Genomic DNA, 26,424 nt, shown 5'->3' on the forward strand with positions numbered 1-26,424 from the left:
GCGAGGAACGCGCCGCCGCCCGGCGCGCGGCCCGGGCCGACCCGGCCGCGCTCAGATGAAGATGCTGAGCAGCATCACGAGGAGCAGCAGGAAGCACGTCGCGGTGGCGAGCGCGAGGACCCGCAGGACCCAGCGGTCGAAGCCGCCCAGGGCAGGCTTGCCGCCCTCGCGCGCGCCCAGGAGGTCCGCGGGGACGGCGCGCGCCGCCGGGACGGCGCGGATGCCGAGCGGCGCGTCGTCGTCGTCGTCGTCGTCGACCAGGTCTGTGGTGTCCCCGGACACGACGGCGGCCGGCGCGGGCGGGTCGGCCGGTCCGCTGCGGCGGGGCGCCGGAGCGGCCGGTGCGGGACCCGCCTCACGGCCGCGCTGGGCACGTTCGGCGTCGAGCAGCTGCTGCAGGCTGCGGTGGGCCAGCAGCGCCTCGTCGCGCTGGGCCTTCAGCGTCGCCGCCTGCTGGCGGGCCTCGTCGCGCTGCCCGGCGGCGGTGTCGCGTTCGCGCTGCGCGGCGGCCACCTCCTCGCGGGCGCGTCGCTCGGCGGCGCGTGCTGCGGCCATCGCCTCCTCGCGCTGCTCGTCCAGGCGGTCGCGGGTGCGCACCGCCGCCTCGCGGTCGCGGACGGCCTCCTCGAGCTGGTCGCGGGCCCGCTGCAGCGACGCCGCCGTGCTGCGGGACTCGCGCGCCTCAGCGTCGCGCGCGGACTCGACGGCGCGCAGGTCCCGCTTGAGCTCACGGATGAGCTCGGTGCGGTGGTCGTCGGGCTGTGGGCGCGCGTCGCTGCCGGCCGTGACGGGGTCAGGGTCGTCGGACCGGGCCGAGGTGGCGGGCGGGGCATCGACAGCGGGAGCGGGCGCCGGGTCTCGGTCCGTGACGACCTCGGCGGCGGGCTCGGGCACGGCGACAGCGTCCTCCACCGGCGGAACGACCGCTGCGACGGCGGGCAGCGGCTCGAGCGGACGGGGACGCAGGTGCTCGAGGTCGCCGTCCGCGCGTGTGCTCGCCGGACTGGGCTTCAGCACCGGGTCGCGCTGCTCCTGTGGCCGGTTGGAGCGAAGGCCAACCCGCCGCGCTTCGGCGCCCACGGGCACCAGGACCCTCGGGGCGACCTCCAGGCTCGCGCCGGCCAGCTCGCGCTCGTCGCCTGCCCAGGGGAACTCGGCGACCCACGAACTGCCCTCGATCGGAGCCCACGGCTTGTGCTCCAGCGTCGCGAGGACCTGATGGTCGCCGGCGACCAGGGTCGGCCGCAGGAAGCGCAGCCCGCGGATGCCGGTCCAACGACCCCGCAGATGCACCACGCCGTCTCGGAGGCGGAGTTCCTCGACGTCGAAAGCGGCGATTTGCGGGGAGTCTGAGAGTCGGGTTGCAGTTGCGATGGGGGTTCCGTACCCCTGGCGCCCGTGCGGCGAACCTCGGACGGGTCCTCGTCAGGCGGCCGGCACACCAGCGCCGAACGAGTACGTGACGCCCGTCAGCTCCTCCGAGAGCTCCCACAGGCGTGCCGCGACGGCGGTGTCCTGCGCGGACGACGTGCACCCGACGAGATGCGGGTGGCCGCGCTGCTCCATGAAGCCGCTGGGCCCCACGTACGCGCCACCGGGAATGTCCTGCGTGGCGGCGAAGAGCGTCGGCAGCGCGCCCATGTCGGCGCTCTGCGCGAGGACCTTGTTGCCGACCGCCATGATCTTGTCCTGGATCGACGCGGTGTGGAACTGCAGGTTGGTGGACGCGTACCCCGGGTGTGCAGCGGTCGCCCGGACGTCCGAGCCCGCCGCGGCGAGCTTGCGCTGCAGCTCGAACGTGAACAGCAGGTTCGCGAGCTTGGACTGCCCGTAGGCCGGCCAGCGCTTGTAGCTGCCGGACTGCCAGTTGAGGTCGTTCGTGCGGATCTTGCCGATGCGGTGGGCCCCGGACGACACCGTAACGATGCGGTCGGTGACGCGGTCCAGGAGCAGCCCGGTCAGCGCGAAGTGACCGAGGTGGTTGGTCCCGATCTGCATCTCGAAGCCGTCCGCGGTCTGCGACTGCGGCACCGCCATCACGCCGGCGTTATTGATCAGGAAGTCGATGGGACCCTCGACCCCGGCCGCGAACGCCCGGACGGAGTCGAGCGACGCCAGGTCGAGCTCGCGGACGGATGCGTTGGCGCCGATCTTGGCCGCCGCGTCCGCGCCCTTGCCGGTGTTCCGGACGGCCAGCGTCACCTGGGCGCCGGCGCGCGCCAGCTCGCGGGCGGCGACGAAACCGATTCCGCTGTTGCCCCCGGTCACGATCGCGGTGCGGCCCGAGAGCCCGGGAAGGTCGGCGGCGGTCCACTTTGCGCTCATGTCCCGCACTGTAGAGCGACCCTCCACGGTCTGGCCGGCTGACCAGGACGAGCACCGGTCCGCGCCCGCCCGCGAGATATGTTTCCGCGATCGTGTCGACCACCCCTTCAGCCCAGTACTCACTGACGATCCGCGTCGCGATCGACCACAAGCCCGGCATGCTCGGGCAGGTCGCCTCCGCCATCGGTGGCGCCGGCGGCGTCATCGGCGCCGTGGACCTCGTGGAGGTCGGCGACGACAAGCTCGTCCGCGACATCACGGTGGACGCGGCCGACCAGAGTCACTGGACCGACATCACGGACGCGATCGACGCGCTCGACGGCGCCCACGTGGTCGACACCACCGACCGCACGTTCCTGCTCCACGTCGGGGGCAAGATCGAGCAGCACAACAAGTCGCCGCTGCGGACCCGCGACGACCTGTCGATGGCCTACACCCCCGGCGTCGCGCGCGTCTGCATGGCGATCCACGAGGACCGCGACAAGGCGTTCCAGTACACGATCAAGCGCAACACGGTCGCCGTCGTCTCCGACGGCACCGCGGTGCTCGGGCTCGGCGACATCGGGCCCGAGGCCTCGATGCCGGTCATGGAGGGCAAGTGCATGCTCTTCAAGGAGTTCGCCGGCGTCGACGCGTTCCCGATCGTGCTGAACACGAAGGATCCCGAGGAGATCATCGAGACCGTCAAGCGCATCGCGCCCGGTTTCGGCGGCATCAACCTCGAGGACATCAGCGCGCCGCGCTGCTTCGAGATCGAGGACCGGCTGAAGGCCGAGCTCGACATCCCGGTCTTCCACGACGACCAGCACGGCACCGCCGTCGTCGTCCTCGCTGCCCTGCTCAACGCGTGCAAGCTCACGGGCCGCGACCTGATGGACCTCAAGGTCCTGGTGACAGGGCTCGGCGCCGCGGGTGTCGCCGTCACGAAGATCCTGCAGTCGGCGGGCGTGCGGGACATCATCGGCGCCGACTCCAAGGGCTTGGTGTCGACGGACCGCGAGGACTACCTCGACGGCTCGATGAACAGCATCAAGCGCTGGTACGCGGAGACGAGCAACCCGGAGAAGATCAGCGGCCCGCCGGTCAACGCGCTCGACGGCTGCGACCTGTTCATCGGGCTGAGCGGCGCGCGGATCTTCCCCGCCGAGGCGCTGCAGGCGATGAACAAGGACGCGATGGTCTTTGCGATGGCGAACCCGAACCCGGAGGTCGCCCCCGAGGAGGCGGCCAAGTACGCGCGCATCATCGCGACCGGCCGCTCGGACTACCCCAACCAGATCAACAACGTGCTGTGCTTCCCCGGTGTCTTCCGCGGCGCGCTCGACGTCCGCGCCTCGCAGGTCACGGAGGAGATGAAGATGGCAGCCGGTCGCGCCATCGCCCAGATCGTCGAGGACTCCGACCTGCGCGAGGACTACATCATCCCGTCGGTCTTCAACCGCGATGTGGCGCCGGCCGTCGCGGAAGCGGTCGCGGCCGAGGCACGCGCCTCGGGCGCCGCCAAGGCCGACGACCACTCGATCGGCTTCGCCGCCGGCGACCGCGCGACGCTCGCCTGAGGATCGGCGTGCGGCGCAGAGCTCCTCATGGGAGCTCTGGACCACACGCCGCCCGCGGAGACCTTGATCCTGGCGCAGGGGCATGGTCGTATGACTCGTATGAACGTCACCCTGACCGGCGCGACCGGCCTCATCGGACAACGACTCGTGGCAGCGCTGAAGGCCCGCGGCGACGAGGTCACCGTCCTCTCGCGCAACGCCGAGAAGGCCACGGCCGCCCTCGGCGTCCCCGCCGTCGCCTGGGACGCCCTGAAGCAGCCGGCCCCCGTCGAGGCGCTGTCCGGCCGCGACGCCGTCGTGCACCTCGCCGGCGAGCCGGTCGCCCAGCGCTGGAACGCCGCCCGCAAGCAGGCGATCCTGGAGTCGCGGGAGACCGGCACCCGCAACCTCGTCGCGGGCATCGAGGCGGCCTCCCCCAGGCCGTCCGCGCTGATCTCCTCCTCGGCGGTCGGCTACTACGGCAAGCACGGCGACGAGCGCGTCGACGAGTCCGCGCCGGCCGGCGATGACTTCCTGGCCGACGTCTGTGTGCGGTGGGAGCGCGAAGCCGACGCCGCCGCCGCCCACGGCCTGCGCGTCGCGCACATCCGGACGGGGATCGTGCTGGACAAGACCGGCGGCGCCCTGAAGACCATGCTGCCGCCGTTCAAGATGGGCGTCGGCGGCCCGGTCGCCGGCGGCAGGCAGTACATGCCGTGGATCCACCTCGACGACCTCGTCGGCCTCTACCTGGCCGCCCTCGACGGCGACTGGTCCGGGCCCTACAACGGCTCGGCACCCGAGCCCGTGACGAACAAGGAGTTCTCCAAGGCACTGGGGAAGGCGCTGCACCGCCCGGCGTTCTCGCCCGTCCCGGCGTTCGCCATCAAACTGCTCTACGGCGAGATGAGCGAGATCGTGACCGAGGGTCAGCGGGCGGTCCCGACCCGTCCCCTCGCCGCCGGCTACAGCTTCAAGCACCCGGAGCTGGCCGAGGCGCTCACGAGCGCACTCGGGAAGTAGGGCAACCCCCGGTTCCCCGGCGCGCCTCAGCGCCGGGGGGCGCGGCGGACGGTCAGCCGGTAGGCCGCGTCCAGGTCGTCAACCGACCCGTCGATCTCGACGGCCACGAAGACGACCGCGGCCTGCGGCGTGCCGTTGCGGACCACCGCGCTGTCGATCCGGGTCCCGTTCCGCCGGCTGGTGACGATGGTCCGTCCCGGGTCCGAGGTGCTCCTCGCCCCGGGCCGCAGCACCTGCAGGTCCGGGTCGCCGAACGACGGCGTCAGGGTGATCCTGACGCTCTGCCGCGGCAGGATCCGCACGCGGTACACGTCCAGCGGGTCCTCGACCTGATCGACCGATGCGGACACAGTCCGCGGGTTCACGCCGGTGAAGATCGGCGGGTCGGGCGTGTCGAACGCGACGCCGTTGACCCACATGACCTCGTCGTTAGGCTCGCCTGGATCCTCCTCCGGCTGCCGGAGCGCCAGCGCGGCGCGGACGTCGAGCAGACCGAACCCGGTGTCGTAGTCGTAGTCGCTGTCACCGATGTCCCGGGCGCTGAAGCGCAGCGCGTCCGCGAGCTGCCCGGCGCCCCAGTCCGGGCGGGCGGCGGCCAGGATCGCGGCGGCGCCGGCCACCGCCGGGGCGGCGAAGCTCGTGCCGTCCACGCGTGAGAACCCGTCCTGGATGCCGTCGCTCGTGTCGAACGCGAGTGGCCGGTCGACCGGGACGCCGGCGCCCGGAGCGGAGAGGTCCACCGCGGCGTTGGCCGTCGAGAAGTAGGAGCTCGTCAGGTCGCGGTCGACCGCGGCCACGCTGACGACGTGCGGCAGCGCCGCCGGGTAGGTGACCGGGTTGCCCTCCTCGAACTCGTTGCCGGCGGACGCGACCGCGACGATCCCGGCGGCGAACGCGTACTGCAGCTCGCGGTACTCCGAGTAGCACCGGTAGGTCGACCCGTAGCTCATGTTGATCGCCGCGACGCCGGCCCGGCGGGCCGCATCGATGCCGGCCGCCGACTCCGCGCAGCCGAACTCGTCGGGGACGCCGAACGAGGCGATGCGGACGCCTGGGAAGGTCCCGAGGACGCCCTGCCCGTCCGCCGCCGCCCCGACGACCGACGCGACCTCGGTCCCGTGGGGCCCGGTCACCGCGGCGGTGGACCCGGGCAGGAACGTCGTGTTGACCAGGTCGGGCATGGTGGCGTCGACGCGGTCGTCGATCACCGCGACCGCAGTCGACCCGATCGGCGGAAGCGCGAGTGCCGGCGCGGCGATCGCTCCGCGCGACCAGCCGGCCGGGTCCGCCTCGAACGCGCTCGGCCGCTTGCGCACGTTCGGCTCCGCGTAGTCGAGAGCGCCGATCCGGCGCAGCTCCGCGGCGAACCGCGCCGCACGCCGTGTGGGCACGAGGTACGTCCCGAGGCGCGACATGCGGCGGGCGCCGTGGCGCGCCGCGAGCGCAACGGTACGGGCGCCGGGTCGGGCCCCGACGATCCAGCCGGCCGCGAGCCCGTCCGGCCCCGTCGCCGCCGCGCGCGCGGTATGGGTCCCGGGCAGCACCATCGGGGGCACGGCGAGGTCGCTGGCCTGTGCGGGGGCAGTAGCCGGGATGAGCAGGGACAACGACGCCGCCGCGACGAACAGCGACCGGCAGCAGGCACGGGGGAAGAGCACCCGCACAGTTTCGGCGAGTCCACGTCCACCGTCCACCTGTCCTTCGTCTCTTTGGCGCGGCCGGGTCGTGCCTGCGACCCCGACGGCTCTTCGCGCGGAGAGGGTGGTCGTGGTCGGTGGCGCTGTCGCCGCGGGCCTGGTGGCCGGCCGCTGTCAGGTTGTGCACCTCATCGTGGGTAGAACCTGACAGCGGGTGTGGCGGGGCCACCGGCCAGCCGCCGAGCGTCGGTCCTGCCCCCACTGGCAGGGCACGACGGATGTTCGACCCTGCGGGGCAGGCCATGACCAGACCGCCCGCCACCCCCGGCACCACATCCCCACTTCGCACCGAAAGAACGCGGGTGCCCGTCGCAGCCGGGGCCGCCACGGACCCCAAGCCCGCTGCCCTAGACCTCCGACGGCTCCGGCAGCGGCGCCGTCGGGCTGACGCCGGTCGGCGGCGCCTGCTCGGCTTCGCGCTCGGCCCGGCTGGCGCGCGGGACCCCCGCCGCCAGGTAGGCCTCGACCTCGTCGAGCGTCTCCTCCTTCAGCAGCGCCGCGGTCAGGCCCTCGAGCTGGTCGCGGTGCGCGGTGAGCAGCTCGACGACCTCGTGATGGGCCTCGTCGACGATGCGGCGGACCTCCTGGTCGATCAGCTCCTGCGTCGCCTGCGAGACCTGCTCGGAACCGGGCAGCAACATGCCGTTGCCCTGCGACGGCTCGACGGCGATCGGTCCGATCGCCTCGCTCATGCCCCAGCGCACGACCATGCCGCGCGCGATCCGCGTCAGCTGCTGGATGTCCGACTCGGCGCCCGAGGTGATCGTGCCGTAGATGACCTCCTCCGCCACGCGCCCGCCGAGCGCGACGAGGATCTTGCCGCGCAGGTAGGCCTCGTCGTAGTTGAAGCGGTCCGCCTCGGGGGCCGAGAGCGTGACGCCGAGCGCCATGCCGCGCGGGATGATCGAGATCTTCCGGACCGGGTCGGCGCCCTCGGTGAGCATGCCGACGAGGGCGTGCCCGGCCTCGTGGTAGGCGGTGCGCTCGCGCTCGGCGGCGCTCATGACGACCTTGCGCTCGGCGCCGAGGATGACCTTTTCCAGGCCGTCGGTGAAGTCCGCCAGGCGCACACGCTCGTGGCCCCGCTTGGCCGCGAGCAGGGCGGCCTCGTTCACCAGGTTCGCCAGGTCCGCGCCGACCATGCCGGGCGTCGAGGACGCGATCGCGTCGAGGTCGACGTCGGTGTCGATCGGCACCGAGCGCGTGTGCACGGCGAGGATCTGGGCGCGGCCGACCTTGTCCGGCGAGGAGACGACGACACGGCGGTCGAAGCGGCCGGGACGCAGGAGCGCGCTGTCGAGGATCTCCGGGCGGTTCGTGGCCGCCAGGACGATGACGCCGAGCGACGGGTCGAAGCCGTCCATCTCGGTGAGGACCTGGTTGAGGGTCTGCTCGCGCTCGTCGTGACCGCCGATGCCGCCGCCGCCGCGGGCACGGCCGATGGCGTCGAGCTCGTCGATGAAGATGATCGCGGGGGCCGCCTTCTTCGCCTCGTCGAACAGGTCACGCACGCGCGAGGCGCCGACGCCGACGATCATCTCGATGAACTCGCTGGCGGACGCGCTGAAGAACGGCACCTCGGCCTCGCCGGCCATGGCGCGGGCGAGCAGCGTCTTGCCCGTGCCGGGCTGGCCGGACAGCAGGACCCCGCGCGGGATCTTCGCGCCGAGCTTCTTGTATTTGTCCGGGTTGCGGAGGAAGTCGACGACCTCGACCAGCTCCTCCTTGGCCTCCTCGATCCCGGCGACGTCGTCGAACGTCGTCCGCGTGGACCCGACCTCGACCCGCTTGGCCTTGCTGCGGCCGAACTGGGCGCCGAGCCCGCCACCTGCACTTGCCGCGGCGCGACGGGCGAGCCAGACGAAGGCGCCGATCAGCAGCAGCGTCGGCAGCAGCGAGATCAGCAGCGTCGACATCAGGCTGCGGCCGCGCGTCGGGGACTCGGCGTTGACCTCCACCGAATACTTCTCGAGCAGCCTGGACAGCGTGCTGCCGTTGCTGGCGAACGTCGGGATCTCGGTGATGAACTTCGTCGTCTCGCCGCGCTTGCCGGGCGGGTCGACCGCGACCTTGAACTTGCCCGAGACCGTCTCGCCGCGCGAGGAGATCTCCTTGACGTTGCCGGCCTTCACCTGGTTCAGGAAGTACGGGGCGTAGGAGATCCGTGCCGGACGCTCGCCACCGGGGAGCAGCGTCGTGAGGAAGAAGTTCAGGGCGAACAGTGCGAGCAGCAGCAGGCCGAACCGCTGCCAGCTCATCCCGGCGGGCGAGCGCTTCTTCTTGCCGTCCTTGTCCGGCGTCCCCCGGCCGTCAGGAGCGGGCTCCACCCGCCACGGCGTCCGCGACTGGTCCGACGGCTTCGGCTTGGGCCTGGGACCCTGACTCGAATCGTCCGCCGACTGTCGCGGCTGGTCCTCGCTCATCGCCTCAGGGTAGAGGGTCGCCCGGAGGTGGGTGCCGCCTGGCGCCTAGGCGCGGGCCGTCAGACAGCAGACGAGCGCTTGGGCAGCGGGCCCTGCGTCTTCCACCGCGAGTCCGCCTTCGCCGGGATCAGCAGCCAGATGAGCGGCCCGATGAAGGTGAGCAGCAACCCGCTCGCCAGGCCGGGCTTCTCGCCGTAGCCCTTGCGGTCCGAGAGCCACGCCCCGGCGATGGCCGCGGCCAGCCACACGAACAGCAGGTACAGGGCCTTGACCCCGATGAGTGCGAGGACGGTCATGTTCCGAGGTATGCCTTCTGGACGTCGGGGTTCGTGCGCAGGTTCTCCGACTTGTCGGTGAGCGCGATGGTGCCGGTCTCCAGCACGTAGCCGCGGTTCGAGACGCCGAGCGCGTAGTTGGCGTTCTGCTCGACCAGCAGGATGGTCATCCCCTGCTTGTTGATCTCGACCACCGTCTCGTAGATGCGGTCCACGAGGATCGGGGCGATGCCCATCGACGGCTCGTCCAGCAGCAGCAGCTGCGGCTTGGACATCAGCGCACGGCCGATGGCGAGCATCTGCTGCTCACCGCCGGACATCGTTCCCGCCTTCTGCTTCTCCCGCTCCTTCAGGCGCGGGAAGAGGTCGAAGATGCGGTCCATGTCGGCTGCGATCCCGGGCTTGTCGTTGCGCAGGTACGCACCGAGGTCCAGGTTCTCGCGGACCGTCATCCGCTGGAAGCACTTGCGTCCCTCCGGCGACTGCGAGATGCCGCGGGCGACGATCTGCTGCGGCGCGACGGCCGAGATGTCCTTGCCCTGGAAGCGGATCGCCCCGGACCGGATCGGCGTCAGGCCCGAGATGGATCGCAGGGTCGTCGACTTGCCGGCGCCGTTGGAGCCGATCAGCGTGACGATCTCGCCCTCCTCGACCGTCAGCGAGACGCCCTTGAGCGCTTCGATGTTGCCGTAGTAGGTGTGGATGTCGTCGACTTCGAGGTAGGCCACGGGTCAGCCCTGCTTTCCGAGGTATGCCTCGACGACGGCGGGGTCCGCGCGGACGGCCTTGGGCAGGCCCTCGGCGATCTTCTCGCCGTGGTCCAGGACGGTCACGTACTCCGAGACGCCCATGACGACCTTCATGTCGTGCTCGATGAGGAGGATGGAGATGCCCAGGTCGTCGCGGAGCTTGCGCATGAACTGCGTGAGGTTCTCCGACTCCGACGGGTTCATGCCGGCGGTCGGCTCGTCGAGCAGCAGCAGCTGCGGCTCGGAGGCGAGTGCCCGCGCGATCTCGACCCGGCGCTGATCGCCGTAGGACAGGTTGATCGCCATCTCCTCCACGATCTGCGGCCGCAGCCCGACGTAGTCGAGCATCTCGCGCGCCTTCTCGCGGACGCGGGTCTCCTCCTTGCGCTGCCACGGCGGGCGGAGGATCGATCCGACGAGCCCGGACTTCATGCGGGCGTGCTGCCCGACCATGACGTTCTCGAGCGCGCTCATCGTGCCGAACAGGCGGATGTTCTGGAACGTCCGGGCCATCCCGAGCGAGGTGATCTTGTCCGGGCGGGTGCCGGTGATGTCCTTGCCGCCGAACGTGATCGTGCCGTACGTGGGCCGGTACAGGCCGGTCAGCAGGTTGAAGAACGTGGTCTTCCCCGCGCCGTTGGGCCCGATGATCGACACGATCGACTTCTCCGGGATGGAGAACGACACGTCGTTGACCGCTACCAGCCCGCCGAAGATCTTCGACGCGCCGTCGACGACCATCAGCTTCTTGCCCTCCGGCGGCGGCGTGATGGTGCCGGTCGCCGATGCGGGCTCGGCGGCCGGGTCCGCGTCCTTCTTGAGGTTCGGCTCGTCGCTCATGCGCGGCTCCCTTCGAGCGACTGGTCGGTGCCGACGCCTTCGGTGAGCTCGATCTTCCGTCGTCGCTCCGGCAGCAGGCCTTCGGGCTTGAGGACCATGCCGATGACCAGCAGGAACCCGAAGATGCCGAACGACAACTGGTCGAGCTGGAAGTCCAGGCCGATCTTGCCCGGCACCGTGTTCAGGACGTCGGGGATCAGCCAGTAGTTGATGAAGCTCAGCGCGACCGCGCCGAGCACCACCCCCCAGATCGACCCCAGGCCGCCCAGGATCACCATCGAGAGGACGAAGATCGAGAACGAGAACTTGAACGAGTTCGCGTTGACGGTGGTGGCGAAGAAGCCCAGGAACGCGCCGGCCATGCCGCCGAGCGCGGCGCCCATCGCGTAGGCCAGCAGCTTCGTCTTGACGAGCGGGACGCCCATCGAGGCGGCGGCGACCTCGTCCTCGCGCAGCGCGATCCACGCACGGCCGAGCCGCGAGTCACGGACCATGACCACCGCGAGGACCGCGATCGCGACCATGCCGAGTGCGACCCAGTACCACGGTCTCAGCTCGAGCGGGGTGAGTGGCTCGCTCATGAACGGCAGCTGCGGCTTGTCCAGCGGGCCGATGCCCTGCTGGCCGTTCGTGAGCGGGTAGGCGTCGCCGAACGGCGTGATCTCGTCGCCGTTGACGGCGAAGCGGTAGATGATCTCGCCGAACGCGAGCGTGACGATCGCGATGTAGTCCCCGCGCAGGCGCAGCGTCGGCAGGCCGATGAACACGCCCGCGATCGCGCACAGGATCATCGCCAGCAGGATCACCAGGAAGAAGTTCAGGTGGACGCCCGGCAACTTGTCCAGGAAGTCGTTCACCCCCACGTGGACGCTCGCGTCGGAGTAGAACGTCGACGCGAACCAGCCGACCGAGTAGGCGCCGACCGCGTAGAACGCGACGTAGCCGAGGTCGAGCAGGCCGGCGAAGCCGACGACGACGTTCAGGCCGAGCGCCATCACGACGTAGGCGAGCGCGAGCACGCAGTCGTTGATGAAGCCCGAGGTGGGGTCGAACAGGAACGGCAGCAGCACGGCGAACAGCAGCGCCAGCACCACGGCGCCGCGGTTGGCGTTCTTCGACAGCCCGCCGCCGCTGCCTCGCAACGCGAACTTCTTGGAGCCGCCGGCGGCCGGAACGGGGGCCGTGGCCCCCTTGGTCAGGTCGGGAGTGCCCATTACCCTGCCTCCCTCGTCTGCTCGCCGATGAGCCCTTGGGGCCGGAAGACCATGATCAGGATGAGGTAGCCGAAGACGACCGCGGAGACCCACTGGCCGCCGATGCGGTTGTCCGCGAGCTCCTGGATGACGCCGATCACGAGGCCGCCGAGGACGGCGCCCTTGAGGTTGCCGATGCCGCCCATGACCGCCGCGGTGAACGCGATCAGGCCCGCCTGGAAGCCCATGTTGTAGGAGACCGACGTCTGGTAGAGCGCGTAGATCAGGCCGGCCGCGCCGGCCATCATGCCGCCGATCAGGAACGTCAGCGAGATCGTGTGGTCGACGTTGATGCCCTGCAGGCGCGCCGCGTCCGGGTCCTGCGCGGTGGCGCGCATCGCCTTGCCGAGGCGGCTCTTCGTGATGAACGCCGTCAGGACGACGACGAGCGGGACCGTCACGCCGATCGCCAGGAGGTCGCCGTTGCTGATCGGCACCCCGAGGACGTGGAAGATCACGTTGTCGTAGTCGATCAGGTTCGGCACGCTCTTCTGCGAGCCGCCGCGCCACAGCAGGCCGACGTTCTGCAGGATGAAGGAGAAGCCGACGGCCGTGATGAGCGGGGCGAGCTTGGGCGCGTTCCTGAGCGGTCTGTACGCCACCCGCTCGATCATCACGTTCATGGAGCCGGTCACGACCATCGTGATCAGCAGCGTGAGGAACAGGCCGAAGACGAGGCCCAGCGGCCCGGTCGTCAGCGTCAGGCCGATCGTCCCGGTGAGGGAGAACGCGGTGAAGGCGCCGATCATGAAGACGTCGCCGTGCGCGAAGTTGATGAGCTCGATGATGCCGTAGACGAGCGTGTAGCCGACGGCGATCAGGGCCCAGATGGAGCCGTTGGAGAGCCCGCGGACGAGGTTCTCGCCGAGCCGGCTCAGGTCGCCCTGGTCGCCGGTGAGGTCGTGGATCGCGAAGTAGAGCGGGAGCGCCACGAGGGTGGCGAGCAGTCCGTACTTGGAGAGCGTCTCGCGCAGCGCGTCGTTCGTGCGCCGCGTGCGGGGCTTCCCGACTGCGGTGGGTGGGACTTCGGTGGTAGCCAAGATGCCTGGGGGCTCAGCGGCGGGATCGGCCGTCCGGGGGCGGGGCGCTCGTCGCGCCCCGCCCGCCGGTCGTCCGTCCGGGCCTCTGGACTAGCCCGCCGCCTTGATGGTCGAGTCGTACGTCGGGTTGCCGTCCGACGCCCCGACCTTGTACAGGCCGTAGTCGGTCAGCGTGGTGTCGCCGTTCTCGTCGATCGAGTACTTGCCGAGGACCGAGTCACGGTCCTTGGTCTCGAACAGCGCCTTGAGGAAGCCCTCGCGGGTGGTCCCCTCCTCGCCGGCCGCCTCGATCGTGTCGAGCACGAGCTTCATCGCCTCGTAGCCGTAGATGGCGTACGGGTCGGGCTTCGGGTTGTTGTACTCCTTGTTGAAGGACTCGATGAACGCCTTGCCACCCGGGTAGGAGGGCAGGTCGAGCGTCGCGACCGTGCAGGAGAACAGCTTGCCGACCTTGGCCGGGATGCCGTCCTTCGACGGGTTCGTGAAGCCGGACTCGCAGACGCCGTCGCCGCCGTACAGCTTCGCCGTCGGGATCGCCGAGTTGACGTCCTTGTACAGCTGAATCGCGCCGTTGGCGGTCACGCCGCCGAAGAAGAAGCAGTCCGCGCCCTCACCCTTGATCTTCGAGGCGAAGCCACGGAAGTTCGCGGCGTCCGGCTGGATGCCGGTGTCGCTCAGGATGCTGAGGCCCTGCTCCTTGGCCTTGATGCCGATGACCCGGGTCAGGCCCGCGCCGTACGTGTCCTTGTCGTTCGCCATCGCGACGGACTTGCAGCCGTCGTTCTTCATCTGCGTGACGAGCGCGCCACCCTGCACGGTGTCCCGGGGGACGATGCGGGCGTAGGTGCGCTTCTGCGACGGGTAGTAGATCGCCGGCTCGCCCTTCTCGGAGCCGGGCTCGTCCGTCGTCAGGCCGACGTAGGTGTTGGCCGGCGAGATCTGCGCGATGCCGACCTCGTTGAGGATCGGGAGCGAGACCTTGGTCGCGCCCGAGTTGAACTCACCGATCAGCGCGACGGACTTCTTGTCCTGCGCGACCTTGCGGGCGTTGGCGCCGACCTGCTGCTCGTCCCAGTTGCCCGCCTGTGCGGTGGAGTCGTCGAGCGACGTGTACTTGACCGTCACGCCACCGGCCTTGTTGCCAGCTTCCTTGAGCGCCAGCTTGATGCCGTCGACCATCGCGTTCGTCTGGTCCTTCGAGGCGCCCTGGAGGGGCAGGCTCGAGTAGACGTTGGCTGTGCCGCTGCCGGCGGACGTCGCCGTGCTGGTGGTGCCAGCGGGCGTGGACCCCGCAGCCGGGGTGCTCGACGAGTCGTCGTCGTCGCTTCCGCAGGCCGAGATGCCGATCGCCAGGGTGCCCAGCAGGCACCCAACCATCACCTTCGGGTGAGACCGCAAGTGTTGTTCCTCCTCTTTGGAATCGCTACTTATGGCCATCATAAGCAGAAGCCCTGCGCCCCCGTCAAAGACTTTTGTCCATACCCGTTCGACTCCCGGTCGGAAAAAGGACGGATCGGCACACCAAATCCGGAATCCGGTGACGAGCAGGGCAAATCGACAGACCCGGACGGGTGCTGCGCGCCGTATCACGCTCGGCGGCTGCGGTGCGGCAGGGCGCGTCGCGGCCGGCCGCGACCGACGCTCAGGTGGGCGCGATCACGCGCTCGAAGACGAGCTTGCCGCCGGCGACGCGGTAGGACCCGTAACCGCCGAGCGAGGTGTCGCCGTCCTCGCCGATGGAGTAGTCGCCCAGGGGCGAGACGCGATTGCGCACGGCGAAGAAGGCGTCGATGACCGCCTCCTTCTGGTTGCCGTCCTCGCCGGCCTCCGCGACGGCGTGCAGCGCGAGCCGCATCGCCTCGTAGCCGTACATGCCGTACGTGCCCGCGTCCCGACCGTAGGCCTTGCGGTAGCTCCGCAGGAACCGGCGGCCGGCCAGGCCGTACCGCCGCGCGGCGAGCCGCGGGTTCGTCAGGAAGGTGACCTTCGCCACGCCCTGCGGGAGTCCGGCCGCGAACGTCTCGGTGGCCAGGCCGTTCGGCGCGAACAGCTTGACCGCCGGCAGGGCGGTGTGGATCTGGGTGAACAGGCGCGTCGCCGCGGCCTCGTCCATTCCGCCGAGGAAGAAGCAGTCGGCCCCGGACTCCGCGAGCTCCCGGACCTGCGCCTCGTAGTCGTCGGCCTCTGGGTCGATTCCCTCGTCGCCCGACACGAGGAGGCCGGCCTTGGGGCCGAGCAGCGTCAGCAGGTCGGTCAGGCTCTTGCCGTAGGCGGCGCTGTCGTGGAGGACGTAGGTCCGCTTGCAGCCCTGCTGCTTCTGGAGCTGGATCTGCGCGCCGACCTGGACGTTGTCGGCCTGGATGACCCGCCCGAAGGTGCGCTTGCCGGTGGGGTAGTACTTGTCCGGCTCGCCCTTGTCGGCGCCCTCGGCCTGCGTGAGGCCGACGAGCGTCGTTGCCGGGCTGATCTGCAGGATCCCCGCCTCGTTGAGGGTCGGCAGCGTGATCGCCGTCGCGCCCGCGTCGAAGTCGCCCAGGTACGCGATCGTGGTCCGGTCCTGCGCGGCGGTGCGGGCGTTGCGCGCCGACTGCCGGGCGTCCCAGCCCTTGCTGTCCGCCGTGGAGTCGTCGAGGCTCGCGTACTTGACGGTGAACTCGCCGACGCGCCCACCGACCTCCGCGAGCGCAAGCTTCTCCCCCGCGATGATCGACTGCGACTCCTCGGCGTGCGGGCCCTGGAGGGGCAGGCTCGAGTAGATCGTGAGGGTCGTGCCGACGAAGCTCTTCCCGGGATCGTCGTCGTCGCCCCCGCAGCCGGCGACGCCCAGGGTCAGCGCAGCCGCCAGACACAGCCGGATCGCCACAACCCTCGGACGCAACAGGACCCTCCTCACAGAACCACGGAACACAAGGGGGGCGAGTCTAAGGAAGCGAGCGGCATCGCGACCCACCGTGCCCCAGCCGGTGGTGCGGTGCCCGGAGAGCGCTCAGCTGGGGCGCTTGCCGCCGCCCGCGCCGGGCAGGAACGGCGCGACCATCCGCACCGTGCCGGCGAGCAGGACGATGACGACGGTGATCATGAAGCCGTCGATCGCCTTCACGTCGAGCGACCAGAGCACGATCCAGACGATGAGGCCGGCGGTGGTGGCGAGGACGATTCCCATGGCGGGGAGATTACAGGAGCGTTCAGCGAAGGCCGTCTGCCAGCGCGGCCACGACGGTGCGGACGGCCTTCGCCGGATCCTTCGCCTCGGCGGCCTCGCGGACCAGCCGGCTGCCCACGATGACGCCGTCGGCGCCGGCGTCGGCGGCCTCGGACGCCTGCTCGGGCGAGGTGATGCCGAAGCCGAGGGCCACGGGGACGTCGGTGCAGGTCTTGGCGCGTCCGACGACGGCGGCCACCTGCTCGCCGAGCGGCGCGTGGCGCTCGCCGGTCGTCCCGGTCACCGACACGGTGTAGAGGAAGCCGCGCGCCCGGGACCCGATCGCGCGCAGGCGCTCGTCCGGTGTGGTGGGCGCCACGAGCGGGACGAGCGCCAGGCCGGCGGCGTCGCATGCGGCGAGCACGGCCGGCGCCTCCTCCATCGGCAGATCCGGGACGATCAGGCCGCTGGCGCCGGCGTCGCGCAGCCGGGCCGCGAAGGCCTCGGCGCCGTGCACGAGCACCTGGTTGGCGTAGCACATGAGCACCACCGGAAAGCGCGGGGCGAGGCCTTCGCAGACGGTCAGCACGCCGGCGACCGTCGTCCCGGCGCGCAGCGCCGCGGCGCCCGCGGCAGCGACGACCGGCCCGTCCGCGAGCGGGTCCGAGAACGGGATGCCGAGCTCGACGAGGTCGGCCCCGCCGTCGGCGTAGGCGTGCCCGATGGCGAGCGAGCCCTCGATCGTCGGGAAGCCGCCCATCAGGTACGGCATCAGCGCGGCACGCTTGCCGTTGTCCGTGAACGCCGCGGCGATCCGCTCGGCACCGGCGTTGGACACCGTCTCGGTGCTGGTCACAGCTCCTCCAGCCCGCCGAGGCGCTCGAGGACCTGCGCGAGGTCCTTGTCGCCGCGACCGGAGAGGCAGACGAGGTCCATCGTCGACTCCGAGGGCTCCTCCAGCGCGTAGTGGAAGGCGTGAGCGGTCTCGAGCGCCGGGATGATGCCCTCCAGGCGCGTGACGGTCGCGAACGCGCGCAGGGCATCCTCGTCGGTCACGGCGACGTACTGCGCGCGGCCGGTGTCGCGCAGGTACGCGTGCTCGGGCCCCGACCCTGGATAGTCCAGGCCCGCGGAGATCGAGTGCGCCTCGGTGATCTGGCCCTCGTCGTCCTGCATGACCGCGGACATCGAGCCGTGCAGCACGCCGGCGCGGCCGCCGACCGTCAGCGGCGCGCCGTGGCGGCCGGTCTCGATCCCCTCCCCCGCGGCCTCGACGCCGATCAGCTCCACGCCGTCGTCCCCGACGAACGCCGTGAAGATGCCGATCGCGTTGGAGCCACCGCCGACGCAGGCGATCACGCGGTCGGGCAGCCGGCCCTCGCGCTGCAGGAGCTCGGCGCGGGCCTCGTCCCCGATGACGCGCTGCAGGTCGCGGACGATCGACGGGTACGGCGACGGCCCGACCGCCGAGCCGATGATGTAGTGGGTGTCCTGGACGTTCGTGACCCAGTCCCGGATCGCCTCGCTGGTGGCGTCCTTCAGCGTGCCGGTGCCGGCCTCGACGGGACGGACGGTCGCGCCGAGCAGCTGCATGCGCTCGACGTTCGGCTTCTGGCGCCGGGTGTCCTCGACGCCCATGTAGACGATGCACTCCAGACCGAGCAGCGCGCACGCGGTGGCGCTGGCGACGCCGTGCTGGCCGGCACCGGTCTCGGCGATGATCCGCTTCTTGCCCATCCGCACGGCGAGCAGCGCCTGCCCGATCGCGTTGTTGAGCTTGTGCGACCCCGTGTGGTTGAGATCTTCGCGCTTGAGGTAGATCGGCCGGCCCGCGTGCTCCGACAGCCGGCGGGACCGGTAGAGCCGGGACGGGCGGCCGGCGAAGTCGCGCAGCAGCTCGAGCAGCTCGTCCTGGTAGCCCTTGTCCGCCCGGGCGACCCCCCACGCGGCCTCCAGCTCGGCCAGGGCCGGCATCAGGGTCTCGGGGACGTACTGGCCCCCGTACGGGCCGAAGCGGTGCTCGACGGTGCTCATGATGCGATCTCCTCTTCGGCGGCGGCTGCCGCGGCAAGCTGGTCGTCGGCGGCCTTCGCGGCCTCGACGAACGCCGTGATCTTCTCGGGGTCCTTCACGCCCGGGGACGCCTCCGTCCCGCTGGCCACGTCGACGGCGAACGGCCGCACCACGTCGATCGCTTCGGCGACGTTCCCGGCGTCCAATCCGCCGGACAGGATCAGCGGGATCCGGGTCATGCGCTCCTTGGTCAGCGACCAGTCGAACGTCTCCCCCGTCCCGCCGACCTTGCCCTCCACGCGGGTGTCGAGCAGGTGCAGGTCCACGCGGTAGCGCTCCATGTCCTGGATGTCCCAGCGGGCGCCGACGCGGGCGGCCTTGATGACCTTCACGCCCGTCCGGCGGCCGACCTCGGTGCAGAAGCTCGGGCCTTCGTCGCCGTGCAGCTGCACCATGCTGAGCTGGGCGACGTCGACCGTCCGGACGACCTCGTCGAGCGTCGCGTTGACGAAGACGCCGACGATCTCGGCGCTGCGGCGGTGCGTCGCAGCGATCTCCTGGGCCGCCTCGAGCGTGCAGGCACGGGACGACGGCTCCCAGAGCACCATTCCGAGGGCCCAGGCGCCGGCTTGAACCGCGAGGGTCGCGTCCTCGACGCTCGTCAGGCCACAGATCTTGATTCGGGTGCCCACCCGGCCATCGTACGACCCGCGGCCCGGGGGCGGCCGACCGGGCGCGGTCAGCCGATGTCGGCGGCGTCCGGGCGGGTGGCGAGCTCGACGGTCACGTTCAGCTTCTCGCGGCCACGCAGCAGCCCGATGCGGACCGTGTCGCCCGGCTTGTGCCCGGTGATGCTGTCAGTCAGGTCCTCGGAGCTGGTGATCGCCTTGCCGTCGACCGACTGCAGGATGTCCCCGCCGAGGACCAGGTCGATCCCGCCCAGCTGCGCGCTCTGCGTCCCGGCGTGGATGCCGGCCTTGGCCGCCGGGCTGCCGGCCTGGACGGTCTGCACGAGGACGCCGGCCCTGGTCGGCAGGCGCAGCGCGGCGAGCGATCCGTCGACCGTCAGCGACGAGACGCCGAGGTAGGCGCGCTGGACCTTCGCCCCGGTCTTCAGCTGCGGGAGGATCTCCTTCGCGGTGTCGATGGGGACGGCGAAGCCGATGCCCACGCTGCCGTTGCCGCTGCCGCCGGTCTCGATCTGCGAGTTGATCCCGATGACGCGGCCCGTGGCGTCGATCAGCGGGCCCCCCGAGTTGCCCGGGTTGATGGCCGCGTCCGTCTGGATGACGTTGTCGATCCCGACCTTGTTCGGTGCCGAGATCCGGCGCTGGAGGGCGCTCACGACCCCGGTGGTGAGGGTGCGGTCCAGGCCGAACGGGTTCCCGATCGCGATGACGGGATCGCCGACCTGCACGTCCTTGGCGGAGCCGAGCTGCAGCGGCATCAGGTTCAGGCCGTCCGGGTCGACCCGCAGCAGCGCGATGTCCGAGTCGACGTCCTTCCCGATGACCCGCGCGTCGACCACCTGCTTGTCCGCCAGCTGCACGGTCACCTTCACGGCGCCGTCGACCACGTGGGCGTTCGTGAGGATGTCGCCGCGGGCGTCGATGACGAACCCGGACCCGGTCGACAGCCCGCGCTGGGCCTGCGGCGAGCCGAAGTCGAACGGGGACGGCTCGCCTTGCTGCACGACGTCGGCGCGGACGAAGACCACGCCCGGCGAGTCGCGCTTGTACAGGTCGCGGGCGGTCATCGCGCCGCCGGCCGGCAGACGGCTGCTGCCGGTGTCGGCGGAGAGCGGAGCCTGCTGGACGACCGTCCGGGTCGTGCTGGTCGCGCCGAGGTCCAGCAGGGCGACGCCGGTGGCGGCGACCACGCCGCCGAGGACCGCCGCGCCCACGACGGGTACGAGCTTCTTCATCCTGCCCATGCAAGCGCGGTGCGCTCAACGGACCCCAAACCCGGGCTGAACCTCAGCTAAAGCGGACGGATGGCCGAGGCGGCGGCGCGTCAGACCAGCTCGGAGAGGTCGCCGCCGTGGCGGCCGAGCAGCTCCGCGAGCGCGTCCTCGGGCTGGGGGGCGCGCATCAGCGACTCCCCGACGAGCACGGCGTCGATGCCGACGCGCTCGAGGTCCTCGAGCTGCTCGCGGTGGTACAGGCCGGACTCGGACACGACGGTCTTGCCGGTCGGGATGTCGGCGAGCAGCTCGTAGGTGCGCTCGACGTCGACCGTGAAGTCAATGAGGTTGCGGTTGTTGATCCCGATGATGTCGGCGTCCACGACCTCGAGCGCGGTCTTCAGCTCGTCCTCGTCGTGCACCTCGACGAGCACCGCGAGATCCAGCCGGTAGGCCTCGGTGTACAGCGCCTCCAGCTGGTCCTCGTCGAGTGCGGCGACGATCAGCAGGATGGCGTCCGCACCGGCCACGGCCGATTCGACCACCTGGTAGCGCGTGACGATGAAGTCCTTGCGCAGGATCGGCAGGCGGCACGCCTGCTGGGCGGCGGCGAGGTCGTCGAGCGAGCCCTCGAAGTGCGGGCCCTCGGTGAGGATCGACAGCGCCGCCGCGCCGCCACGCTCGTAGGCGGAGACGATCTCCGCGACCGACGCGCCGGCGCGGATCTCCCCGGCGGACGGCGAGCGGCGCTTGTGCTCGGCGATCACGGAGATGCCGGGACGGGTGAGCGCCTCGCTGAAGGGGCGGTCGTCGTGCAGCTCGCGCTCCTCCAGGCGCTGCTCGAGCTGCTTGATCGAGATGTCCTTCTTCCGCCGCTTGACGTCCTTGCGGGTGGTCTCGACGATCTTGTCCAGGACTGACATCGGTTACGCCGGGTCCGTTCCGCCGGCGAGGTCGGCGCTGAGCGTCGTGTACCGCTTGAGCGTCGCCGCGGCGGCGCCGGAGTCGATCGCCTGCTCGGCGGCGCGCACGCCGTCGCCCAGGTTGTCCGCGCGGCCGGCGGCGTAGATCGCCGCCCCTGCGTTCAGGACCACGATGTCGCGCGGCGCACCGTGCTCGCCGGCCACGATGGCGCGGGCGATCGACGCGTTCTCGGAGGGCCCACCGCCGATCACGGACTCGTAGGCGGCCACGTCGAGACCGACATCCGCGGGGGACACGTCGTAACGCTCGATCTGCGGTCCGTTGACTTCCACGACGTGGGTGACGCCGGAGGTGCTGAGCTCATCCAGGCCGTCGCTGCTGGACACTACCAGCGCCCGATCGCAGCCCAGCTTCGCCACCGCGCCCGCGATCCGCTCCACCAGGCCGGGGTCGGAGACGCCGATCAGCTGGCGTCGCGCGCCCGCGGGGTTGGTCAGCGGGCCGAGGACGTTGAAGATCGTGCGGACCGCGAGGCCCTTGCGGACCGGGACCACCCAGCGGGTCGCGGCGTGGTGTGCCGGCGCGAACATGAAGCCGAAGCCGCACTCGTCGATGCAGCGGGCGACCTGCTCCGGAGTGAGGTCGATGCGGGCGCCGAGCGCCTCGAGCACGTCGGCGCTGCCGGAGATGCCGGTGGCCGAGCGGTTGCCGTGCTTGGCGACGGCGCAGCCGGCACCGGCAGCGATCAGGGCGGCGGTGGTGGAGACGTTGAACGTCCGCCGTCCCCCGCCGGTCCCGGCGGTGTCCACCAGGTCGTGCCGGCCGGTGTTGACGGGTGTGGCGAACGCGCGCATGGTGGCGGCGAGTCCGGCGATCTCCTCCTCCGTCTCGCCCTTCGTCCGCAGCGCGATCATGATCGCGGCGATCTGCACCTCGGAGGCCTCGCCGCTCATGATCTGGGCCAGGACGGCCGCCATCTCCCCCCGCGGGAGGTCCCGCCCCGACGCGAGGTCGTCGATCGCGGCGGTCAGCACGTCGGTCTCCATTGGACGGGGAGGGTATTCCTAGGCCGCGAGGAAGGCGGCCAGCATGGCCATGCCGTGCTCGGTCAGGACCGACTCGGGGTGGAACTGCACGCCTTCGACGGGCAGCTCGCGGTGGCGGATGCCCATGATCACGTCGCCGCCGCGGGCCGCGACCTCGAAGCAGTCCGGCAGCTCGTCCTCGGCGACGACGAGCGAGTGGTAGCGACCGACCGTGAGATCTTGCGGCAGGCCCAAGTACACCCCGCGCCCGTCGTGGGTGATCGGGGACGTCTTGCCGTGGACCGGGACGTGCCGCACGACCTTCCCACCGAAGGCCTGCGCCAGCGACTGGTGGCCCAGGCAGACGCCGAGCGTCGGGATCCCCGCCTCGGGAAAGCGCCGCATCGCCTCCAGCGAGACGCCGGCATCGTCCGGGGTGCACGGCCCCGGGGAGACGACGACCCGGTCGGGGGCGGTGTCGAGCAGCGCGTCGACCGTCGCCTGGTCGTTGCGGACGACGCTGAGCTCCGCGCCGAGCTCACCCAGGAACTGGACCAGGTTGTAGGTGAACGAGTCGTAGTTGTCGACGACGAGGCATTTGATCAACCGTTTGCCGAACTCGGCTGGCGCTCGCTGGGACTCGGTCACAGAGCCATTCTCGCGCATCCGGCCGCCGATGCCGTGCCCGAGGTCGTCGGTCACGCGCCCGAGGTTGTAGGTGAATGAGTCGGCTTTCCAGCGGGTTCGGGTCTCGGCCCCAGTGTGGGCCGACTACCGCGCCCGTCGACGAGCCCGGATCGCAGCCTCGGCGCGGACCATTTCGGGGAAGCTCGTCTCACTCTTCTTCGCGCGGTCGATGATGGTCTTTGCGCTGGGGAACCCATCGGCACGGGCGAGCAGCTTGTAGCGCTCGACCGTCAGACGCTCCCCCGGCCCGAGTGCATCGAACGCTCGGGCGATCACCACCCGAAGCTCCTCGATCGTCCACGGCTCAGCGCGGGTTCGCTTGCGCGGGTAGGCGCGGGCGAGCGCTGCCAGCTCGGGGGCACCGTCGGCGAGGGTCTGCCAGTCCTCCGGCCGGTCGCCGGTGCGACTCACCGGCGGGAACCAGCGGCGAGCCTCGACGAACAGTCGCTCGGCTTCGGCGACGGCCTCCGAGTGCGGGCTACGCACTCGCATGACGAGCTGGATGCGGTGGTGCTTGCCGAACCAGTCGACGTCGGCCTGACGTGGCCGAAACCCGTAGTGCTCGACGAACGCTACGACCGCGTCAGCGCGCGGGAACACGGGCTCGGCTCCGGTCGCGGGTTCCAGCCCGGCCGCGAGGGTGACCTCGGGCCACTTGAAGCGCTGCGTGATGACGTGCGCCTGTGGCAGCGGGACGAGGTGCGCGCCGTGCTTGTGTCGGCCGGAGGCTCGACGGTCAATGTCGATGCGCCCCTCTTCGTACTGCGGCACGGAGAGCGTCGTGGCGCTGCGGTACGTAGCGACGCGTCGGATCGCGGCCACCGCTTCTGCGTGGGTGAGCACCCGTCGAACTTGCTGCTTGCCTGCGATCGACAGTGCATAGGCGGGGTGATCGTGATGAAGCACGCGGTCGCGGAACACCGGCCAGCTCACGTTGAAACGGGCTGCGAGCTTGTCGGCTCGCGGTGACTCCTCGTGGCCGACGAGCGGACGGGCCGCGTCGTACGCACGCTGGCTCACGCGCTCAGGGTGCGCCGGGTCGGCCGCGCGAAAGACCTCCTCGGCGATGGCGAGGAGGACGAGAGGGTCGTGCTGACTCTTGAAGCGACCCACGGGGTCGCGGATGCTACGGACCGGGCGGGTCGTCGCTCCCCTCTGTCGGACTTGGGTCAGCTGCCGCCGTTGGCGCGTCCGGGACCGCAGCCCCCGGTTCCAACAGCGCGGAGATCCCCGGCCCGTGCGCGCTTCCTGGCCCGAGTCCGGAGGCCGACGAGCCGTAGGCGCCGAGCACCTCGGCCTGGTGCTCGGCGAGATCGGCGCTATCGACGGAGCTGAGGCCAAGCGCCTGACGGACGGCGACGAGCCGATCGCAGTAAGCACGGGCCTCGCCTCGGCGCACGACCGTCTCCGAGCGAGTGTTGATGCGCGGCCCGCCGAGCCAGCCCTCCCGGTGGCAGATCGTGAGCCACTCGATGACGAGCGCGGCCGAAGCCCGGAGCTGCTGCACCCCCAGCCCACGGCGCTTGATGCGGTCGGCCTTGCAGTCCCCGGCGACGGCGTACCGCTCGCGCCAGCGGTGATGTGACGCCTCGTAGGACTGATGCTTCTCACGGAGCACCTGGTAGGCCGGGCTGGTGCGCCACAGGGGCAGCAGCAGCCGCCAGTTTTCCGAGCACATGATGCTCTGCGACCGCTCGCAGCCTTCCTCGACGGGGCGAGCACAGAGGAACCACAGACGGGGACGACTCGACGGCCCGGCGTCGTGCTGGAAGCGCTGGTACACCGTCTCGCCGTTGCAGTGCTTGCAGCGTGGGATGCCGTGGCGGTCGAAGCGCTCGTGGTCGTCACGGTTCAGCTCGTAGTGGTGCTTGCGCCAGGGCATGACGCTCGCCACCCCGTCGCGGGTGTGCAGCTCGAACACCGACGAGATCGAGAAGCCACGATCGGCGACGACGGCCTTCGGAGCCTGGCCGATGTTCTCCTTGACCTGCTCGTACAGCGCGGGGTAGCCGAGGTGCTCCTGCGTGGATGCATCGGTGAAGTGCGCGCCGATGACGCCGCCCGTGTAGTGATCAGTGGCCTTCAAGCAGTAGTAGCCCGCCCAGAACTTGCGGACCTTGCCGTCGGCTCGCACGTAGGCGCGGATGCCCGCCTCGTCGTCGGAGAGCAGGTACCAGCAGCCTCCGACCTTGACGCGAAGCCCCCGGTCGCCTTCTTCAACCCCGTCCGCTGCGCCCATCAGTACGTCATCGGTAGGCAGCTGCTCGGCGAGACGGTGGCGCTCGTCGCGTGCGTCGGCGCTACCGAGACGGCGCGGGACCTTCGCCTGCTTTGAGCAGGCGTCCCCATCCGTGCAATCGTGGATGAGCCGTGAGTTGGTCTCGGCCTCGGTGCCGTCGACGTGGACGGCGTGTCCGACCTTGCCACCGGACTTCTCGACGGCGAGCTGGATGAGCCTCGACGCGACCAGTCGGAACGCGGCCTCGTGTGCTTCCAGCTCGCGGAAGTTCTTGTACGTCGCGTCGTAGCCCGGCATCGCGGCGAACCCGATCCGCTGCCACAGCTCGTCGGCCGTCGACCGGTGCCAACGGCGTAGCTCGCGCTCTCCGCTGTTCGCGTACAACAGGAAGGCGAGCGGCCACTCGCCGCCCATGCGCGGACGGCCCTCCTTCTTGACGAGGAGATCCGCCGACGAGAGGCCGTCCCACAGCAGTGGATGCGCCTCGATGACGTCGAGCAGGTCCTGCCATCGGGACAGTGAGTTGTCGATCGCGCCGGTCAGCCTGGCGGGCACCCAGTCCCTACGCACCCTCGTTCGCTCGCAGATCCATGACTGAGTTCAATCATGGATCTGCGCGAAGTCAAGGCCGCGACGCTGATTTCCACGCTCGTTACCAGCCACTCGCGTTCCGTCGAAGCCACGCGCGCCTGTCGTCGGCGTCCGGCATGACCCGGAGGACGGCACGCCAGAACGCGCGGTCATGCGTCGGATGGTCGAGATGCGCGAGTTCGTGAACGAAGAGGTAGTCGATCATCTTCGGCGGCAGCGACATCGCCTGCCAGTGGATGTTCATGACGTCGTTCGTCGACATCGACGCCCAGCGATAGCCGAGATCGAGCACCTTGATCTCGACCGGGTCGATGCCGAGGCGATCGCACCACGGGCCAAGGCGAGCGGGCAGCCAGGCCCGTCCGCGAGAGGAGTACCAATCACGGAGCATCTTCTCGGCGTCGGCGCGATCGTGCGTCGGAACGTGTAGCCGACCGTCTTTGCAGACCACCCCGTCGAGGTCGCCCGTGAACGTCAGTCGATACGTGCGCCCGAGGTACCGGAAGCTGGCGCCCGCGACGAACGCCTTGTCGGCAAGGTCCGCCCGGAGCAGCCGTTCGGCAAGCTTGCGGTGGACCCATTCGACGCGCGACCGAGCCGCGTCGGCGAGGTCGGCGTCGTCGAGGTCGGTGGGTGCTTGCAGAACGAGCGTTCCATCGCGCTCGATGGCGATCGCCGTCGTCTTGCGGCGGTCAGAGCGTGCAACCGAGAACGTGAGCCCGTCGACGATCAACGAC

Annotated in this window: 24 protein-coding genes; 2 read left to right on the plus strand and 22 right to left on the minus strand. The window is 70.7% G+C overall.

Going from position 1 to position 26,424, the window contains the following annotated elements; genetic code table 11:
• Positions 1–51: 51 nt before the first annotated feature.
• Entirely contained in the window at positions 52–1,296 is a 1,245-nt protein-coding gene (locus DSM112329_RS16015) for a hypothetical protein (RefSeq protein WP_354697556.1), read from the minus strand.
• A 129-nt stretch (positions 1,297–1,425) separates the two neighbouring features.
• Positions 1,426–2,325, minus strand: a complete 900-nt coding sequence (locus tag DSM112329_RS16020) for an oxidoreductase (protein ID WP_354697557.1) — start codon at positions 2,323–2,325, stop codon at positions 1,426–1,428.
• Between the two features lie 92 nt (positions 2,326–2,417).
• Here DSM112329_RS16020 and DSM112329_RS16025 point away from each other — a divergent pair, with 92 nt between their 5' ends.
• A complete protein-coding gene (locus DSM112329_RS16025) occupies positions 2,418–3,884 on the plus strand; it encodes an NAD-dependent malic enzyme (protein ID WP_354697558.1) in 1,467 nt (488 codons plus the stop codon).
• 99 nt (positions 3,885–3,983) lie between these two features.
• Positions 3,984–4,886 (plus strand): TIGR01777 family oxidoreductase, encoded by a 903-nt coding sequence (locus DSM112329_RS16030; RefSeq protein WP_354697559.1) that lies wholly within the window; start codon positions 3,984–3,986, stop codon positions 4,884–4,886.
• Positions 4,887–4,912: 26 nt separating this feature from the next.
• Here the strand turns inward: DSM112329_RS16030 and DSM112329_RS16035 are convergent, their stop codons facing one another.
• The 20 genes from DSM112329_RS16035 to DSM112329_RS16130 all read right to left on the minus strand — a co-directional run bounded on the left by DSM112329_RS16035 (position 4,913) and on the right by DSM112329_RS16130 (position 26,420).
• The gene (locus DSM112329_RS16035; RefSeq protein ID WP_354697560.1) at positions 4,913–6,544 is read right to left on the minus strand and encodes a S8 family serine peptidase; all 1,632 of its coding nucleotides are present in this window, start codon (positions 6,542–6,544) and stop codon (positions 4,913–4,915) included.
• 386 nt (positions 6,545–6,930) lie between these two features.
• The gene (gene ftsH / locus DSM112329_RS16040; RefSeq protein WP_354702485.1) at positions 6,931–8,841 is read right to left on the minus strand and encodes an ATP-dependent zinc metalloprotease FtsH; all 1,911 of its coding nucleotides are present in this window, start codon (positions 8,839–8,841) and stop codon (positions 6,931–6,933) included.
• Positions 8,842–9,065: 224 nt separating this feature from the next.
• A complete protein-coding gene (locus DSM112329_RS16045) occupies positions 9,066–9,302 on the minus strand; it encodes a hypothetical protein (RefSeq protein WP_354697561.1) in 237 nt (78 codons plus the stop codon).
• Positions 9,299–10,009 (minus strand): ABC transporter ATP-binding protein, encoded by a 711-nt coding sequence (locus DSM112329_RS16050; protein ID WP_354697562.1) that lies wholly within the window; start codon positions 10,007–10,009, stop codon positions 9,299–9,301. Before DSM112329_RS16050 ends, DSM112329_RS16045 begins: the two co-directional genes overlap by 4 nt.
• A gap of 3 nt (positions 10,010–10,012) precedes the next feature.
• Positions 10,013–10,771 (minus strand): ABC transporter ATP-binding protein, encoded by a 759-nt coding sequence (locus tag DSM112329_RS16055; protein ID WP_354702486.1) that lies wholly within the window; start codon positions 10,769–10,771, stop codon positions 10,013–10,015.
• A gap of 95 nt (positions 10,772–10,866) precedes the next feature.
• Positions 10,867–12,084 (minus strand): branched-chain amino acid ABC transporter permease, encoded by a 1,218-nt coding sequence (locus DSM112329_RS16060; protein WP_354697563.1) that lies wholly within the window; start codon positions 12,082–12,084, stop codon positions 10,867–10,869.
• Entirely contained in the window at positions 12,084–13,163 is a 1,080-nt protein-coding gene (locus tag DSM112329_RS16065; protein ID WP_354697564.1) for a branched-chain amino acid ABC transporter permease, read from the minus strand. The genes DSM112329_RS16060 and DSM112329_RS16065 overlap by 1 nt, the downstream gene beginning before the upstream one ends.
• 90 nt (positions 13,164–13,253) lie before the next feature.
• The gene (locus DSM112329_RS16070; protein ID WP_354697565.1) at positions 13,254–14,561 is read right to left on the minus strand and encodes a branched-chain amino acid ABC transporter substrate-binding protein; all 1,308 of its coding nucleotides are present in this window, start codon (positions 14,559–14,561) and stop codon (positions 13,254–13,256) included.
• Positions 14,562–14,805: 244 nt separating this feature from the next.
• A complete protein-coding gene (locus DSM112329_RS16075) occupies positions 14,806–16,041 on the minus strand; it encodes a branched-chain amino acid ABC transporter substrate-binding protein (protein WP_354697566.1) in 1,236 nt (411 codons plus the stop codon).
• A 108-nt stretch (positions 16,042–16,149) separates the two neighbouring features.
• Positions 16,150–16,326 (minus strand): hypothetical protein, encoded by a 177-nt coding sequence (locus DSM112329_RS16080; protein WP_354697567.1) that lies wholly within the window; start codon positions 16,324–16,326, stop codon positions 16,150–16,152.
• A 22-nt stretch (positions 16,327–16,348) separates the two neighbouring features.
• On the minus strand, positions 16,349–17,161 hold the full coding sequence (gene trpA / locus DSM112329_RS16085) for a tryptophan synthase subunit alpha (protein ID WP_354697568.1): 813 nt from the start codon (positions 17,159–17,161) through the stop codon (positions 16,349–16,351).
• A complete protein-coding gene (gene trpB / locus DSM112329_RS16090; protein WP_354697569.1) occupies positions 17,158–18,339 on the minus strand; it encodes a tryptophan synthase subunit beta in 1,182 nt (393 codons plus the stop codon). The genes trpA and trpB overlap by 4 nt, the downstream gene beginning before the upstream one ends.
• Positions 18,336–19,010 carry a phosphoribosylanthranilate isomerase gene (locus DSM112329_RS16095; RefSeq protein ID WP_354697570.1) on the minus strand — a complete coding sequence of 225 codons (675 nt, stop codon included), beginning with the start codon at positions 19,008–19,010 and terminating at the stop codon, positions 18,336–18,338. Before DSM112329_RS16095 ends, trpB begins: the two co-directional genes overlap by 4 nt.
• 47 nt (positions 19,011–19,057) lie before the next feature.
• Positions 19,058–20,242, minus strand: coding sequence for a trypsin-like peptidase domain-containing protein (locus DSM112329_RS16100; RefSeq protein WP_354697571.1), 1,185 nt, complete (start codon positions 20,240–20,242; stop codon positions 19,058–19,060).
• 89 nt (positions 20,243–20,331) lie between these two features.
• Positions 20,332–21,144 (minus strand): indole-3-glycerol phosphate synthase TrpC, encoded by an 813-nt coding sequence (gene trpC / locus DSM112329_RS16105; RefSeq protein ID WP_354697572.1) that lies wholly within the window; start codon positions 21,142–21,144, stop codon positions 20,332–20,334.
• Positions 21,145–21,147: 3 nt separating this feature from the next.
• Entirely contained in the window at positions 21,148–22,191 is a 1,044-nt protein-coding gene (trpD, locus tag DSM112329_RS16110; RefSeq protein ID WP_354697573.1) for an anthranilate phosphoribosyltransferase, read from the minus strand.
• An 18-nt stretch (positions 22,192–22,209) separates the two neighbouring features.
• The gene (locus tag DSM112329_RS16115) at positions 22,210–22,872 is read right to left on the minus strand and encodes an aminodeoxychorismate/anthranilate synthase component II (RefSeq protein ID WP_354697574.1); all 663 of its coding nucleotides are present in this window, start codon (positions 22,870–22,872) and stop codon (positions 22,210–22,212) included.
• A gap of 69 nt (positions 22,873–22,941) precedes the next feature.
• Complete coding sequence (locus DSM112329_RS16120) at positions 22,942–23,970, minus strand: hypothetical protein (protein WP_354697575.1); 1,029 nt, start codon at positions 23,968–23,970, stop codon at positions 22,942–22,944.
• A gap of 13 nt (positions 23,971–23,983) precedes the next feature.
• Complete coding sequence (locus tag DSM112329_RS16125) at positions 23,984–25,651, minus strand: transposase (RefSeq protein WP_354697576.1); 1,668 nt, start codon at positions 25,649–25,651, stop codon at positions 23,984–23,986.
• Between the two features lie 97 nt (positions 25,652–25,748).
• Positions 25,749–26,420 (minus strand): SprT family zinc-dependent metalloprotease, encoded by a 672-nt coding sequence (locus tag DSM112329_RS16130; RefSeq protein ID WP_354697577.1) that lies wholly within the window; start codon positions 26,418–26,420, stop codon positions 25,749–25,751.
• Positions 26,421–26,424 lie beyond the last annotated feature (4 nt).

It is taken from the genome of Paraconexibacter sp. AEG42_29, from assembly GCF_040581415.1.
Classification (GTDB): domain Bacteria; phylum Actinomycetota; class Thermoleophilia; order Solirubrobacterales; family Solirubrobacteraceae; genus Paraconexibacter.

What these genes read in the sequence shown, in the direction of transcription:
- DSM112329_RS16045 (WP_354697561.1), bottom strand. Translation starts at nt 9,302, where the DNA reads ATGACCGTCCTCGCACTCATCGGGGTCAAGGCCCTGTACCTGCTGTTC.
- trpC (WP_354697572.1), bottom strand. Translation starts at nt 21,144, where the DNA reads ATGTCAGTCCTGGACAAGATCGTCGAGACCACCCGCAAGGACGTCAAG.
- DSM112329_RS16030 (WP_354697559.1), top strand. Translation starts at nt 3,984, where the DNA reads ATGAACGTCACCCTGACCGGCGCGACCGGCCTCATCGGACAACGACTC.
- DSM112329_RS16020 (WP_354697557.1), bottom strand. Translation starts at nt 2,325, where the DNA reads ATGAGCGCAAAGTGGACCGCCGCCGACCTTCCCGGGCTCTCGGGCCGC.
- DSM112329_RS16060 (WP_354697563.1), bottom strand. Translation starts at nt 12,084, where the DNA reads ATGGGCACTCCCGACCTGACCAAGGGGGCCACGGCCCCCGTTCCGGCC.
- DSM112329_RS16100 (WP_354697571.1), bottom strand. Translation starts at nt 20,242, where the DNA reads ATGAAGAAGCTCGTACCCGTCGTGGGCGCGGCGGTCCTCGGCGGCGTG.
- trpD (WP_354697573.1), bottom strand. Translation starts at nt 22,191, where the DNA reads ATGGAGACCGACGTGCTGACCGCCGCGATCGACGACCTCGCGTCGGGG.
- DSM112329_RS16080 (WP_354697567.1), bottom strand. Translation starts at nt 16,326, where the DNA reads ATGGGAATCGTCCTCGCCACCACCGCCGGCCTCATCGTCTGGATCGTG.
- trpB (WP_354697569.1), bottom strand. Translation starts at nt 18,339, where the DNA reads ATGAGCACCGTCGAGCACCGCTTCGGCCCGTACGGGGGCCAGTACGTC.
- DSM112329_RS16055 (WP_354702486.1), bottom strand. Translation starts at nt 10,771, where the DNA reads ATGGTCGTCGACGGCGCGTCGAAGATCTTCGGCGGGCTGGTAGCGGTC.
- ftsH (WP_354702485.1), bottom strand. Translation starts at nt 8,841, where the DNA reads ATGAGCTGGCAGCGGTTCGGCCTGCTGCTGCTCGCACTGTTCGCCCTG.